Below are 14,181 nucleotides of genomic sequence, written 5' to 3' on the forward strand. Positions count from 1 at the left end.
GACATATTTCAACGTAATTGAATTAACATATATTGTATTACTTGACTTTCCAATTATTATATAAAACTTTGTCAAGCTTTACTGAATTTAATAATTCTTGTTTTGCTTTTATAACTAGAGGTGAAGAATTGTCCTCCGTTATATCACTTAGTTCAACCCAAATTTCAGAATCAGAATCGTTAACCCCATCTTCGACTAAAATAGGTAGGCTTTTTTTCTCAATTGTTAAGTCTATTTCAATATTATAAAAAACCATGATGTGATGTACCATAAAATTTTTTTTTTCTTCTTTAACAAAAACATCGTAAATTCTTGAGTCTGAATACGATACAATATCATAGCCCGTTTCTTCTAAAACTTCTCTTACCAAGGTTTCTGTCAGTCCTTCCCCAATCTCTTGGCTTCCACCTGGAAGATCAAATCTTCCTTTGTAAGGACCAGCATTTTTCCCAACACACAATAGTTTGTTATCCTTAAAACAAACTCCATAAACTCCAAAATGATTATTAATATTCATTATTTTAGACCTCCTTAAATATATCTTTATCACTATATTCGCTATCCTTGAATACAACAAATCCTATATTGTCTTTGTCAAATGATTCTTGGATATTTTCCAATGCCCGTTGATTCCTTTTAACTACTAAATTCGCTATGTTATAGATTAATTTGTCTTTTTTTTGTTTAGATATCTGTGCTATGACAAAGTTAACATTTATATCTTTTGCTGCACTAATTTTCATACAAGCTTCTCCAGTAGTTCCCGAACCACCGAAAATGTCCAAAACTTTATCTCCGTCTGTTAAAAAAATTGAAAATAATTCTTCTAATAACTCAACTGGTTTGGGATAATTTGTTATCACTTCTGAATTAAATAAATTATTAACATGTTTTCTAGCTTCCTTTTGATAAACGGCTTCCAATTCATAAAAGTTATCTTTTCTTTTTAAATTTGTAGGAATCGAATCAATCCAAGTTGAAAATTTATAGTTAATATTGTAGCTTTTATTTTTTGAGTAACATAATATATACTCGTGATCAACAGATATGTACTCTTCATTTAACTCAGAATAATTTCTTCTTCTCCAAATAAAAGAACATAGAAATCTATCTTTTCCAAACACAGAATCTAGAAGTTTTCTGGCTGTGATTAGTTCATTATCATCTATAGAAAAGAGAATAATTCCTCTATCATCTAATAATTTATAACATTTTTCAATTCGTTGGTGCATCATATCATACCAATTTATTTTTATCTCCCAGTTGGCACTATCGCTATCATAAAAGATTTCATTTCCAGTATTGTATGGTGCATCAATATATACTAAATTAAATTTTTCGTTTTGTAATGACAGATAGTCGAGTACGTCTGAATTTTCTCCAATATATATTCCACTTTTTTCATTAGTACCTCGAGATTCCGCTTCAACTTTAATAAAATGCTTCATCTTATATTCTCCTTCCCCTTAAAAAATTCGAAATTTAATTCATAATCATTTAAAAAAGTGTAATATTTTTCAGGTATATTCTCATAGCTTTCTATATCGAAGCATCTATCGTGAAATTCAACATTCCAAGTAAATAGTTGCTTTTCTCCAAATTTTACTACTTCTTTCCCCAGCTTACACTCCCAATCCTTTCGTCGTAAAAGTACATGTTTGAGAATTTTATTCTCAAACAATTGTAAATAACATGATAATATTATACTCGCTTCCATTTTTATATTACATTTTTCAATTATTGATAAAAGGACCTCATATTCTTTAGTAGAATAATTTATTAACATGTAGTGTAAATCAATATATTTAATAAGTTCAATATCTTTTAAATATTTAATGGAATGTAAATTAGTCTGATTGTAATATATTTCGTTTATCAATATCAATATTTGCATAAAAAATACATTGTCAATATGCCGTATTTCTAATGATCCATTAAAAAAAAGATTGATATCTAATTTATAAAATATCCATCTACATACTTTATAAAAGGACATATTGTATTGTGAGTTAGTTGTTTAAATAGTATCTCTTCCCGCGAAAATTCAATTATATTATTATTTAACTCGTAACCTTGTGTATAACCCATATCAAGTAGATATTCAGTAATAATATCCACATCACAATACTCTTTTTTTACTAATAAATCAATATCATTTATCGGTCTTTGCCCTTTCGTTTTGTAAATATCAGTAATCAAAAATATACCTTTTATGCCTATAAAATAGTCGGTATTATGAATAATCGAGAAATATTCTTTTTGATATACTTTATTTTTTTTTCTGTTCCAATATAATAAAACTTAAATATTTCTAACCATTTACTATGAATATCTGAACAGATATTTAATTTATCAAAGATGTGATAAAAATGTCCAAGCAATTTATGCCTTGAGCAAAAAGCAATTATTTTCTGAAAGCTAAGTTTTTTGACAGGTATACTGCCTAAAGCATCACTGTCTTCATTTAGTATTGCTATAATAAATTTACGTTCTAAATTATTTATCAACTATTTACGTTCCTCTCTAGCTATTTCTATACCTTTAACTATATTTTCATAGTTTTCAAATAATTTTTGGTTTAAACTTGATGATTTAAATTTTAGGTTCTGTTGCAAAGATTTTCAATTAACCTAATTTAAGTTAAAATAAAAATATGGTTAGGAGCTTTCAGATGACTCATTTTAAAGGAAAACAATTCGAAAAAGATATTATTAAGGTAGCCGTTGGCTACTATTTGAGATATCCTTTGAGTTATCGACAAATTTCAGAAATTATGGCTGATCGTGGGATCAAGGTTTGTCACACAACCATTTATCGATGGGTACAAGAATACAGTGATCTTCTTTATTGTTTATGGAAGAAAAGAAATAAATTGGTGAGTGATTCTTGGCGAATGGATGAAACGTATATTAAGATAAAAGGGAAATGGCATTATTTGTATCGTGCAATAGACTCTTCAGGGTTAACATTAGATATTTGGTTGCGAAAAAATCGTGATAATCAAGCTGCTTACGCCTTCTTTAAGCGACTCATTAAACAATTTGGAGAACCAAGAGTACTTGTGACGGACAAAGCTCCATCACTATCTTGTGCCTTTAATCGTCTAAAAAAAGAAGGTCTCTTTATTTTCACTACCCATAGAACCAGTAAATATTTAAATAATATGATTGAACAAGATCATCGTCATATAAAGAAAAGACACAAATCCTATCAATCCATAAGGACTGCTTCTTCAACGATTAAGGGGATTGAAACCATACATGCCTTATATAAAAAAAGCCAAAGAGATCTCCGTCTCTTTGGCTTTTCAGTCATCACTGAAATAAATAGTTTATTGGGAAAAACAGCGTAAGAATAAATTGGCTTTAGAAAGTGATTTTATTTTTTTAACTTTGCAACAGAACCAATTTTAGCATTAACAGCATTTATTTGTTGGCTACCTCAGTTGAAACGGCAAGATAAAGAGGTTCAAGAGATAGTTTCACAAGAGAATACATCCATTTGGACGTCAACGCTTGCTTGGTCAGTCACGTTATTTATGGGGATTCAGTCCTTTATTTTTTATGTATTAGTTGCGTGGCTACCAGAAATGTTAGTGGATAAAGGGCTATCGACAACACAAGCAGGTGGTATGTTATCATTACTGCAAATGACGTTGTTACCTATCACATTTATTGTGCCAATTATTGCTGAGAAACGACCAAATCAAAACAGTTTTGTTTGGGTTTCTTTTTTATTGTTTGCTTTTGGTATTTTAGGATTAATGGGAAATAATATGAAGATAGTGACTCTGTCTATTATGGGAATAGGTATAGCTGGAGGAATTGCTTTTAGTTTATCCATGATGTTTTTTAATTTACGAACAACGAGTGCAAAGCAAGCCGCTGAACTATCGGGAATGGCTCAGTCTGTTGGGTATTTACTTGCAGCAACAGGTCCTTTTTTATTTGGTTTTTTACATGATGTAACAAAAACTTGGCAGTCATCTCTGATTATTTTATTAATGATGACAAGTATTTTATTAATCGTTGGCCTTAACTCAGCGAAAAAACGTGTTATCTAACATTAACAAGGTATAAAAATTTTTATACCTTGTTAATGTTTATTTTGTTTATGAAAAATTTGAAAAAGATAGAGATAAGAAAGAATGTGTGGTAAAATGAGAAAAAAATGAGAATGATTAGAAAAAGGGGATGGGTTTAATGACATTAGATTGGAATAATTTAGGTTTTGATTATATTAAAACTCCGTATCGATACATTGCACGGTATAAAGATGGTAAATGGTCAGAAGGTGAGTTAACAGAAGATAACACATTACATATTAGTGAAGGATCTATGGCACTTCATTATGGACAACAGTGCTTTGAAGGATTAAAGGCATATCGTTGTAAAGATGATTCAATTAATTTATTTAGAGTAGATGAAAATGCTAAACGAATGAAAGTGAGTGCAAATCGTTTGATGATGCCAGAAGTACCAGAAGAGATGTTTATTGACGCTGTAAAAAAAGTGGTTAAAGCAAATGAAAATTTTTGTCCCCCTTATGATAGCGGGGCGACACTTTATTTAAGACCTTTATTAATTGGTGTTGGTGATGCCATTGGTGTTGGACCAGCACCTGAATATTTATTTACAGTCTTTTGTACGCCTGTAGGCCCATATTTTAAAGGTGGATTAAAGCCAACTAATTTTATCGTATCAGAATATGACAGAGCAGCTCCACAAGGGACAGGTGCTGTAAAAGTCGGTGGAAACTATGCTGCGAGTCTTTATCCTGGTAAAGTAGCAAAAGAAAAACAGTTTTCGGACTGTATTTATCTTGATCCAGCAACGCATACAAAAATTGAAGAAGTGGGTTCTGCTAATTTCTTTGGTATTACAAAAGATAACCAATTTGTGACACCTTATTCACCATCTATTTTACCAAGTATAACGAAATATTCTTTACTTTATCTTGCAAAAGAACGACTAGGATTAAAGACACGAGAAGGTGATGTCTATTTAAATGAAATAGATGAATTTATAGAAGCTGGTGCATGCGGTACTGCAGCAGTCATTTCTCCTATTGGAGGGATTCAAGTAGGAGATGATTTTCATGTGTTTTATTCTGAAACGGAAGTAGGTCCAGTGACTAAAAAATTATATAATGAATTAGTAGGCATTCAATTTGGAGATATTGACGCACCAAAGGGATGGATCACAAAAGTAGAGTTAACATTAAATAAAGATTAAAAAAATGTTGACAGGATTAAAAAAATCGTGTAGATTAATGGCAACATATAAATAATGTTCTGTTTGATTAGGAAAGTAAGCTTTGATGCTTTTTAGAGAGACTCTGGTTGGTGAAAAGAGTTAAGTGATGATAAGTTGAAAATGACCTATGAGGAAAGAGTATCGATAGGTAGGTGCTCTCGGAAAAAGTTTCACCGTTAAAAGAAACACCGATAGATCCATTGTCGGGTATGAGGGAAGAAGAAATTCTTCTAAAAAAAGGTGGTAACACGATAAGTCGTCCTTTTACATAGTTCGCTATGTAAAAGGGCTTTTTTATTTTTATAGACCTACATTGACATGGTAAGTAGATTGACTTTATTTTTTACAGAGAACCTCGTGAAGCTGAGAAGAGGAAAGGTAAACCAATTGAAAATGGCCATGGAGTAATTTATATTCGAGCATTTTGATGTCAGAGTATAACGAGCGCAACCGTTAACTTGCTAGAGTATGATAGTACTCGATAAGGATTAATTTGTGAGAATTAATCAAATTAGAGGTGGTAACACGCACAAGCGTCCTCAAGAAAACAAATGACAGGGTTTGTTTTCTTGAGGATGTTTTTTTATAAATGAATTTGGAGGAAATAAAATGATTGAGTTGAAAGATATATCAGTAACATTCTATCAACCAGACAGACAAATTAATGCTGTCAAAGATGTTAATCTAACTATAGATAAAGGTGATATCTATGGCATTGTCGGTTTTTCTGGTGCAGGAAAAAGTACGTTAGTGAGAGTGATTAATTTATTACAACGACCGACATCAGGTGAGGTCATTATAAAAGGAGAAAACATTACCAATTTAAAGGGAAAGGATTTAAGAAGAAAGAGACAGTCCATTGGGATGATTTTCCAACATTTTAATCTAATGGCAAGTCGTACTATTTTTGATAATGTTGATTTTTCATTAAAGTATTCAGGAAAATCAAAACAAGAGAGAAAAGAAAAAGTAACAGAATTATTAGAATTAGTTGGTTTATCTGATAAACATGACGCGTATCCAAGCCAATTGTCAGGTGGGCAAAAACAACGTGTTGCTATTGCAAGAGCTTTAGCAAATGACCCAGAAATTCTTTTATGTGATGAAGCAACAAGTGCTCTTGATCCAAAAACAACATTACAGATTTTATCTCTATTAAAAGAATTGAATAAACGGTTAAATCTAACCATTGTACTTATTACCCACGAAATGCAGGTGGTTAAAGAAATATGTAATAAAGTTGCCGTAATGGAAAATGGCGAGATTGTTGAAAAAGGAGACAGTGTCACATTATTCAGCCAAGCGGAAAAAGAATTGACTCAGACATTTATTCGAACAGCTTCACATATTGATCAAGCCCTAGAAACGATACTGAATAGTCAATCGTTTATTGATTCATCCAACGATATTTGGCTGATTGAATTATCTTATATAGGAAGTCAAACCAATGAAGCATTAATTTCACAACTGTACAGTCGTTTCCAAGTATCAGCCAATATTCTTTATGGAAATGTTGAAATTATTCAAGATGTTCCATTGGGAAGCTTAGTGGTCAGTTTGTCAGGTGACATTGATAAACGACAAGAAGCAGTAGCATATCTTATTGCTGAAGGCGTGAAAATTACAATCGTTAAAGCAGATGAGCCAGTTGAAGTGGAAGGAGTGAATCATTATGCAAAGGTTAATTGAAAATTATCTACCAAATGTGAGTCAAATTCCAGATGAATTTAAGCAAGCGACTATTGAAACATTATACATGTCGTTTTGGACAGCCATTATTGCGGGAATATTTGGTTTGATATTTGGTGTTATTTTAGTCGTCACTCGACCAGGTGGATTATTAGAACAAAAATATTTGTATCACCTATTAGATAAAATTGTGAATGTAGTTCGTTCCATACCATTTATCATCTTACTGGCTTTATTAAATGTTGTGACGCGTGTGATTGCAGGAACAACAATTGGCGCAACAGCAGCACTTGTACCACTTGTTGCAGGAGTTGTCCCATTTTTTGCAAGACAGATTGAAGTCGCGTTACTCGAAGTTGACCCGGGAGTTATTGAGGCGGCTGAGGCAATGGGAACAAGTCCTTTAGGAATTATCTTTAGAGTGTATTTAAAAGAAGGTTTACCAGGCATTGTCAGAGTTTCAGCCCTCACGATTATCAATGTGATTGGGTTAACAGCGATGGCTGGAGCAGTTGGGGCTGGAGGGTTAGGGAATCTAGCCATATCAAGAGGCCATAATAGATTTCAAAGTGATGTCACTTGGGCAGCATTGATTATTATTTTATTAATCGTATTTATTTGTCAGGGAATTAGTAACTTTATCATAAAAAAAATAAGCCATTAACAATCAAAAGGAGAATGAAATATGAAAAAATTTGTCGGATATATCGTAGCAGTTGCAGTAGTATTATTAGTTGTTACAGGGTGTGGTTCAGGTAATAAAGAGGCAATATCTGAATCAAAAAGCGGAAAAGAAATGACAGTAAAATTAGGTGTTGTCGGATCAGACACAGATGTTTGGGATAATGTACAAAAGAGATTGAAAGATGAAGGAATTAATCTAGAATATGTAAAATTTACTGATTATAGTCAACCAAACGTGGCTTTAGATAGTGGTGATATTGATTTAAATTCATTCCAACATCAAATCTTTTTAGATAACTTTAATCAAGAACATGGGACAGATTTAGTATCAATTGGGAATACAGTGAATGCACCTTTGGGAATCTATTCAGAAAAAATTAAAGATGTTAAAGAACTAAAAGATGGAGACACCATCTCTATTCCAAATGATGTAACAAATGGGGGGCGTGCGTTATTACTTCTTCAAACAGCAGGGTTAATCAAAGTTGATCCAGCCAAAAAACAATCACCAACAGTGAGTGATATTACAGAGAATAAATTGAATTTAAAAATTGAAGAATTAGATGCTTCTCAAACACCTCGTTCTTTACAAGATGTTGCAGCAGCTATTATCAATAGTGGTGTGGCAGTAGATGCTGGATACCATCCAACGAAAGATGCGATATTCTTAGAACCAGTAGACGATACATCAAAACCATATGTCAATATTATTGTGGCAAGAAAAGAAGATGAAGATAACGAAACATACCAAAAAATAGTAGATGCTTATCAAACAGAAGATACGAAAAAAGTGATTGAAGAAACATCTAAAGGCTCAAGTATTCCAGCATGGGATACATTTGGTAAAAAATAAGGCTACTTAAAGGAGAAAAGGACTATGACAAGAGCAGAACAATCAGCAATTATAAAAAATTATATTAAAAAACAATTACCTATATATAAAGAACTAGCATTAGACATACACGCCCATCCGGAAGTCAGTAACTATGAAGTTTACTCATCAGATGTATTAATTAATCAATTGAAAAAAGAAGGTTTTGACGTTAAAAAAAATGTTGCTGGTCACCATACAGGATTTGATGCACGATATAAATCTGGCAAGCCTGGACCAACTTTAGCATTTTTGGCTGAATACGATGCCTTACCTGGAATTGGTCATGCATGTGGACATAACTTATTTGGAAACTATTCAGTTTTAGCTGCTAGTGCATTAAAACAAGTGATAGATGAAGTTGGTGGTGAAATTCGCATTTATGGAACACCTGGAGAAGAAGGAGGGGAAAATGGATCAGCTAAAGGTAGTTTTGTAAGAGAGGGATTTTTTGATGACGTTGATGCCGCCCTCTGCGTTCATCCTGCACACAAGTATGGCAAGACGGCTTTAGGATTAGCAAACGATCCGGTAGATATTGAATTCTTTGGTGTGGCTTCTCATGCTGCAGCAGCACCTGAAAAGGGAGTTAATGCGCTCGATGCTTTAATACAAGTGTTTAATGGTATTAATGGACTAAGGCTTCATCTACCAAAAGATGTGAATATTCATGGCATTATTACTAATGGGGGAGTTGCTGCGAACGTTGTTCCTGAATATGCGTCTGGACGTTTTTATTTAAGAGCAGCTAATAGAAAAACGTTAGATGATGTCTATCAAAAAGTTGAAAATATTGTTAAATGTGCGTCAATTGCGACAGGAGCAGATTACAAATTTGGGTTATTTCAAAATGGAGTAGATGATATTATTGTGACACCAACATTTGATGATATTTTTGTTAGTCATTTTGAGAGAATCGGTATTTCAGAAGAAGAAATATATAGTGGTGAAAGACAAAATATCGGTTCTTCCGATGTTGGAAATGTTAGTCAAGTGATTCCAACCATTCAACCAACAGTATCTATCTCTGATGAATACATTGCAGGTCATTCAGAAGAATTTAAAGCAGCCGCTAAAAGTGAGAAAGGTTTAAATTCAATAGGAATTGCTGCCCAGTTGTTAGCAGAAACAGCGTTGGATTTACTTTTAGATGACAAGTTATTAAATGAAATAAAAGAAGAACATAAAAAACAAAAAATACAAGGAAATTAATCTTTATTCTTTATCAATATAATAGATTTTTATATTGATATTACCAATCCCCTCTTTTTAAAAAAACTAACATTATATAGTAAAGATGTAGTGGTCATGCCTTTATAGAGATTGGACCCTGCTATAATTTTTTATGTTAATCATTAGGCTTGAAAATAAGAAAATAATTTGTTTATCTTATATAGAAATAAGCTATCCCCCCTAGTTATTTTTTATTAAGATGTTTCTAAAAAAACAAGTCTAAAGCATGACTGAATGGTATTATTCCATTCAGTTTTTTGAGTTATTTTATAGAAATAGGTATAATTGATTTATCTAATAAGTTAGGAGGAAATTATATGAAAATTAGTTATCATGGTCATTCAGTCGTTATTATAGAAACAGATGATCATACTCGTATTTTAATTGATCCATTTATTACAGGAAATAAATTAACAGACCTAACACTAGAAAAAGTGGAAATAGATTATATTTTTATTACTCATGGACATAGTGACCATGTGGGGGATTTGGTTTATTTAGCTAAAAAAAACAATGCTCAAGTTGTTGCTATTCCAGAAATTTGTCATTTTGCAACAAGTCAAGGAATTAAGAATGTTCATCCTATGAATATAGGAGGAAAGTTTGATTTTCCGTTTGGTCAAGTTAAAATGGTTTTTGCACAACACAGTTCAGGATATGAGTTGGATGGTGAGATGATTTATATGGGAGAACCCGCTGGATTTATCTTTACCATTGATAATAAGTCAATTTATCATGCCGGAGATACTGCTTTTTATAGTGATTTATCTTTGTTGAAAGATGATTTTGATTTAGATGTCGCTTTTTTACCAATTGGTGACAACTTTACAATGGGGATAGCAGACGCTGCAAAAGCATCAAACGTTATTCAAGCAAAATTGACTATACCGATTCATTATAATACCTTTCCTGTTATAGAACAAAATCCATATGAGTTTATTGGTTTATTACCAGAAAATACAGGTAAAGTATTAGAACCAGGAGAGTTCATTAGTATTTAAAAATCATATGAGAACAGTCCGAATAGAACTGTTCTTTTTTTATTCCAAAAACATGTTGTATTGAAAATGATAAAATAATGAAACCTTTCTATTGCATTGTGGATAAAAAAAGTCTATAATAGCCGAATGTAAGAATGAGAGGAAGTGATATCACTTGAAGTTAACCAATGCAACGGAACAAGCGTTGGCAATCATGGCATTATTATCGACACAGGAAAAAGACGTACCTGTGTCATCAATCGCAATTTATCAAAAACTGTCAGTTTCTTCTTCTTATATTAGAAAGTTACTAAGAAAGTTAGTGGTTTCAAATATTATTGAAGGGGTATCTGGAAATAATGGTGGATTTTACATTAAAAAAGAGTTATCTGATATTACGCTATTACACATTGTTGAAGCAATAGAAGAGCCGTTTCACTCATTTCCAAAAGTGGGTGTTTTAGAGAGAGCTTTTAGTGATTTTACTAAAATTGCTCAAACAGGTGATGAACAAATTGCCGAGTGCTTTTCGCGAGCGGATAAAAAATGGAACAAAGAATTAGAAAGAATCACAGTAGAAGATATATTATCTGATGTCTTTCGTGAGTATGGTGAAATACCACATAGAAATTGGAATGATTTTATAGAGGATGAGAGGTCAATTCAATGTTAAATAGAATAAAAAATGTATGGGATTTATTTGTACTAGATTGGAAAAGGATTTTTCATAACAAGCTCACGTTTGTATTGATGATAGCATTGATGATTATCCCATCGTTATATGCATGGTTTAACATTGCTGCACTATGGGATCCATATTCAAATACTGGTGGTATCAAGATTGGGATTTATTCCGATGATCAAACAGTTGATTTGAAAGGTAAAGAAATCAATATTGGTGAAGAGATAGTTGAAAATTTAAAAGATAATAAAACAATTGGCTGGCAATTTGTGTCATCAAAGCAAGAGCTTGATGATAAAGTGAAAACTGGTAAGTATTATGCAGGAATTTATTTACCAAAGAACTTCACTGAGAATCTTTTAAGTTTTACTAAAGGTGAAATTGATTATCCAGAAATTGAATATCAAGTGAACCAAAAAATTAATGCCATTGCACCAAAAATATCTGATAAAGGTGCTGGGACCATTCAAGATACTATTTCAACAGAATTTATTGAAACAGCTAGTAAAACATTATTAGAAGTATTTAATGAGATTGGGTTTAACCTTGATGCCAATTTACCTTCTATTAAAAAAATTACGTCAAAAATTATCAAAGTAGATGAAAATCTTGATGAGATAGATGGCTATACAAAAGAAGTTTTGGAATTACAAACTAAAATGCCAGAATTTAAACAAAAACTAGCATTGGCTAATGAATTTGTTGATTATATTCCTGAATTAAATAAAACAACGGACAAAGTTGTGGCATTAAATGGAAAATTACCTGAGATAGCCCAATATGGTCAAATCGTTTATGATGTTCAAGGAAATATTCCAAAAATTAAAAATGCCGGAACTCAGTTAAACAAAGCTGACAATGACATGGATAAAATTGTGAAGATGATGGATGAGGCCATTAATGAAGCAACAAAAGGGTTAGAAGTCATTGGAACAGCACAAAAAGTGTTACCAGACGTGACAGAGTTGATTAACACAGCTGATGGCATGATTCCGGATTTACAAAAACAATTACAAGAGATAGCAAATGTGTTGCCAACAGTGACAGAAGGATTGACACAAGGATTGGAAGTATTAGATACCTTGTCTAAAGTGTCAGCTAAATTAGCAGCTGATATTGCGGCATTAGATACTGAAACACATACAGCACAAATTCATGCTCAACTTGTAAAACTGGATAACCAATTAAGCACACAACTACAAATTATTCAGTCATTAAAAGAAACATTGACTCAATTATCTACCTTACCAAATGCACCTGATTTTTCTAATGCATTGGCACAATTAGATGATTTAGAATCACATGTGAGTCATGCTCAGGCAAACGTTCAATCTATTTTAGATAATTGGGAAAGCTACGCAGACGCACCTGCTCAATTACAAGCAAAATTAACTGAAATCAGCAATACATTAAATCAGATTGTTGTATCAATCAACCCACAAGAAATTGAAGCACAAGTTGATCAAACATTAAAAAATGTTCAACACATGTTAACGTCAGCCGGAAACATTACTGGTACAATTATTGATAACAATACAATGAAAACGTTGGATAGTTTATTAACAAATACAACAGGTATTATTAATGAAGCAATAGGATTCTTGAAGGATTATCAAAAAGAGATGCCAGCTATTCAAGATGAGATTCATACAGCTAATGTTATGCTAAATGGCAATATGGATTTAATTATTAATGGTATTAATCAAGGTGCTGATTTTTTTAAAAATGATTTTCCTGTTGTTCAAAGTAAAATGAATAAGGCAACATTATTTATTAAAAATGATTTACCTGGAATTGAAAATGATGTAAAAGAGACCATGTCCAAAGTTAATGAAAAGGCACCTAAATTGGAAACAGCTTTAAATGCAGCAGAAGTGATGATTAAAGAAGACTGGCCGAATGTTAAAGAAGGTGTTCAAAAGGCAGCAAATGCCATTAGAAAAGGGGAAAAGGACATTGATTTAGAGGAGGCAGTGAAGTATCTTAAGGGAGATGCTAATGCTGAGAGTAAGTTTATTTCTAGTCCGGTCAAACTTAAAACGAAAGATGTGTATCCTGTTCCAAACTATGGATCAGCAAGTACGCCTTTTTATACAGCACTTTGTTTATGGGTTGGGGCAGTCTTATTTTCAAGTATTGCATCAACTAAATTCCATTTAGACGAGGAACACGTAGGGCGTTTTTCAAAACGTCAACAGTTTTTAGCTCGTATGGGAACATTCTTGGTAGTAGGTTTCTTCCAAGCGTTAATTGTAACAGTTGGAAATCAATTACTCCTTGGAACCTATACAAAAAATCCAGTATGGAATGTGATATTTGCTTTAATTATTGATTTAGCCTTTATGATGATGGTGTATGTGCTAGTTGCTTTATTTGATAATCTTGGTAAAGGAATTGCCATTATTATCTTGGTTCTTTCTATTTCAGCAGGTGGAGGAAACTTCCCAATTGAAATGTCAGGACCGTTCTTTAGAGCAATTAACCCTTATATTCCTTTTACCTATGCTGTAAACTTATTAAGAGAATCAGTGGGTGGTATTTATTGGCCGTCAGCACTTAAAGCTATCACTATTTTGATTAGTATAACAATCGGATTCTTCATTGTTGGGTATATTTTGTATCCAAAAGCAGAGAGAATCTTTAAAAAAGTAGGAGATAACCTTAAAGAAGGACGAATTCTTCATTAACATTAAATTATATAAAAAAGAATCTAGAATAACTCTAGGTTCTTTTTTGTTATAAATAAAACAATAATGTATTTATGAAAAGGTTGACAAAGCATAAAAT

At 32.2% G+C, this 14,181-nt stretch carries 14 protein-coding genes and 2 other annotated features; of the genes, 10 read left to right on the plus strand and 4 right to left on the minus strand.

The window, feature by feature from the left end:
• Window positions 1–37: 37 nt before the first annotated feature.
• The 4 genes from AC37UB_RS04900 to AC37UB_RS04915 form a co-directional block, all read right to left on the minus strand.
• Window positions 38–517 carry an NUDIX hydrolase gene (locus AC37UB_RS04900; RefSeq protein ID WP_490685400.1) on the minus strand — a complete coding sequence of 160 codons (480 nt, stop codon included), beginning with the start codon at window positions 515–517 and terminating at the stop codon, window positions 38–40.
• Between the two features lie 4 nt (window positions 518–521).
• Window positions 522–1,448 carry a DNA methyltransferase gene (locus AC37UB_RS04905; RefSeq protein ID WP_490685401.1) on the minus strand — a complete coding sequence of 309 codons (927 nt, stop codon included), beginning with the start codon at window positions 1,446–1,448 and terminating at the stop codon, window positions 522–524.
• 505 nt (window positions 1,449–1,953) lie between these two features.
• Window positions 1,954–2,199 (minus strand): hypothetical protein, encoded by a 246-nt coding sequence (locus tag AC37UB_RS04910; protein WP_490685402.1) that lies wholly within the window; start codon window positions 2,197–2,199, stop codon window positions 1,954–1,956.
• A 17-nt stretch (window positions 2,200–2,216) separates the two neighbouring features.
• Window positions 2,217–2,507: a hypothetical protein gene (locus tag AC37UB_RS04915; RefSeq protein ID WP_490685403.1), complete on the minus strand. Its 291-nt coding sequence runs from the start codon at window positions 2,505–2,507 to the stop codon at window positions 2,217–2,219.
• Between the two features lie 164 nt (window positions 2,508–2,671).
• Between AC37UB_RS04915 and AC37UB_RS04920 the strand changes: the two genes are divergently transcribed.
• The 10 genes from AC37UB_RS04920 (at window position 2,672) to AC37UB_RS04965 (ending at window position 14,081) form a co-directional block, all read left to right on the plus strand.
• Window positions 2,672–3,352 carry an IS6 family transposase gene (locus tag AC37UB_RS04920; protein ID WP_490685404.1) on the plus strand — a complete coding sequence of 227 codons (681 nt, stop codon included), beginning with the start codon at window positions 2,672–2,674 and terminating at the stop codon, window positions 3,350–3,352.
• Window positions 3,353–3,406: 54 nt separating this feature from the next.
• On the plus strand, window positions 3,407–4,063 hold the full coding sequence (locus AC37UB_RS04925; protein ID WP_490685480.1) for an MFS transporter: 657 nt from the start codon (window positions 3,407–3,409) through the stop codon (window positions 4,061–4,063).
• 139 nt (window positions 4,064–4,202) lie between these two features.
• The gene (locus AC37UB_RS04930) at window positions 4,203–5,234 is read left to right on the plus strand and encodes a branched-chain amino acid aminotransferase (protein WP_490685405.1); all 1,032 of its coding nucleotides are present in this window, start codon (window positions 4,203–4,205) and stop codon (window positions 5,232–5,234) included.
• A 52-nt stretch (window positions 5,235–5,286) separates the two neighbouring features.
• Window positions 5,287–5,522, plus strand: a binding site (T-box leader).
• A 37-nt stretch (window positions 5,523–5,559) separates the two neighbouring features.
• Window positions 5,560–5,799 (plus strand) — a binding site (T-box leader).
• Between the two features lie 65 nt (window positions 5,800–5,864).
• Window positions 5,865–6,944 carry a methionine ABC transporter ATP-binding protein gene (locus tag AC37UB_RS04935; RefSeq protein ID WP_117972472.1) on the plus strand — a complete coding sequence of 360 codons (1,080 nt, stop codon included), beginning with the start codon at window positions 5,865–5,867 and terminating at the stop codon, window positions 6,942–6,944.
• The gene (locus tag AC37UB_RS04940) at window positions 6,928–7,608 is read left to right on the plus strand and encodes a methionine ABC transporter permease (protein WP_117972473.1); all 681 of its coding nucleotides are present in this window, start codon (window positions 6,928–6,930) and stop codon (window positions 7,606–7,608) included. The genes AC37UB_RS04935 and AC37UB_RS04940 overlap by 17 nt, the downstream gene beginning before the upstream one ends.
• A gap of 21 nt (window positions 7,609–7,629) precedes the next feature.
• The gene (locus AC37UB_RS04945) at window positions 7,630–8,481 is read left to right on the plus strand and encodes a MetQ/NlpA family ABC transporter substrate-binding protein (protein WP_117972474.1); all 852 of its coding nucleotides are present in this window, start codon (window positions 7,630–7,632) and stop codon (window positions 8,479–8,481) included.
• Window positions 8,482–8,505: 24 nt separating this feature from the next.
• Window positions 8,506–9,711, plus strand: a complete 1,206-nt coding sequence (locus tag AC37UB_RS04950; RefSeq protein WP_117972475.1) for a M20 family metallopeptidase — start codon at window positions 8,506–8,508, stop codon at window positions 9,709–9,711.
• 338 nt (window positions 9,712–10,049) lie between these two features.
• Window positions 10,050–10,733 carry a metal-dependent hydrolase gene (locus AC37UB_RS04955; protein WP_117972476.1) on the plus strand — a complete coding sequence of 228 codons (684 nt, stop codon included), beginning with the start codon at window positions 10,050–10,052 and terminating at the stop codon, window positions 10,731–10,733.
• Window positions 10,734–10,887: 154 nt separating this feature from the next.
• Window positions 10,888–11,385 (plus strand): RrF2 family transcriptional regulator, encoded by a 498-nt coding sequence (locus AC37UB_RS04960; RefSeq protein WP_117972477.1) that lies wholly within the window; start codon window positions 10,888–10,890, stop codon window positions 11,383–11,385.
• The gene (locus AC37UB_RS04965; protein ID WP_117972478.1) at window positions 11,379–14,081 is read left to right on the plus strand and encodes a YhgE/Pip domain-containing protein; all 2,703 of its coding nucleotides are present in this window, start codon (window positions 11,379–11,381) and stop codon (window positions 14,079–14,081) included. Before AC37UB_RS04960 ends, AC37UB_RS04965 begins: the two co-directional genes overlap by 7 nt.
• Window positions 14,082–14,181 lie beyond the last annotated feature (100 nt).

It is taken from the genome of Vagococcus changpingensis (genome assembly GCF_058211775.1).

Coding starts and splice junctions, on each gene's coding strand:
- AC37UB_RS04900 (WP_490685400.1), bottom strand. CDS start 517: ATGAATATTAATAATCATTTTGGAGTTTATGGAGTTTGTTTTAAGGAT.
- AC37UB_RS04905 (WP_490685401.1), bottom strand. CDS start 1,448: ATGAAGCATTTTATTAAAGTTGAAGCGGAATCTCGAGGTACTAATGAA.
- AC37UB_RS04920 (WP_490685404.1), top strand. CDS start 2,672: ATGACTCATTTTAAAGGAAAACAATTCGAAAAAGATATTATTAAGGTA.
- AC37UB_RS04930 (WP_490685405.1), top strand. CDS start 4,203: ATGACATTAGATTGGAATAATTTAGGTTTTGATTATATTAAAACTCCG.
- AC37UB_RS04935 (WP_117972472.1), top strand. CDS start 5,865: ATGATTGAGTTGAAAGATATATCAGTAACATTCTATCAACCAGACAGA.
- AC37UB_RS04940 (WP_117972473.1), top strand. CDS start 6,928: ATGCAAAGGTTAATTGAAAATTATCTACCAAATGTGAGTCAAATTCCA.
- AC37UB_RS04945 (WP_117972474.1), top strand. CDS start 7,630: ATGAAAAAATTTGTCGGATATATCGTAGCAGTTGCAGTAGTATTATTA.
- AC37UB_RS04950 (WP_117972475.1), top strand. CDS start 8,506: ATGACAAGAGCAGAACAATCAGCAATTATAAAAAATTATATTAAAAAA.
- AC37UB_RS04955 (WP_117972476.1), top strand. CDS start 10,050: ATGAAAATTAGTTATCATGGTCATTCAGTCGTTATTATAGAAACAGAT.
- AC37UB_RS04965 (WP_117972478.1), top strand. CDS start 11,379: ATGTTAAATAGAATAAAAAATGTATGGGATTTATTTGTACTAGATTGG.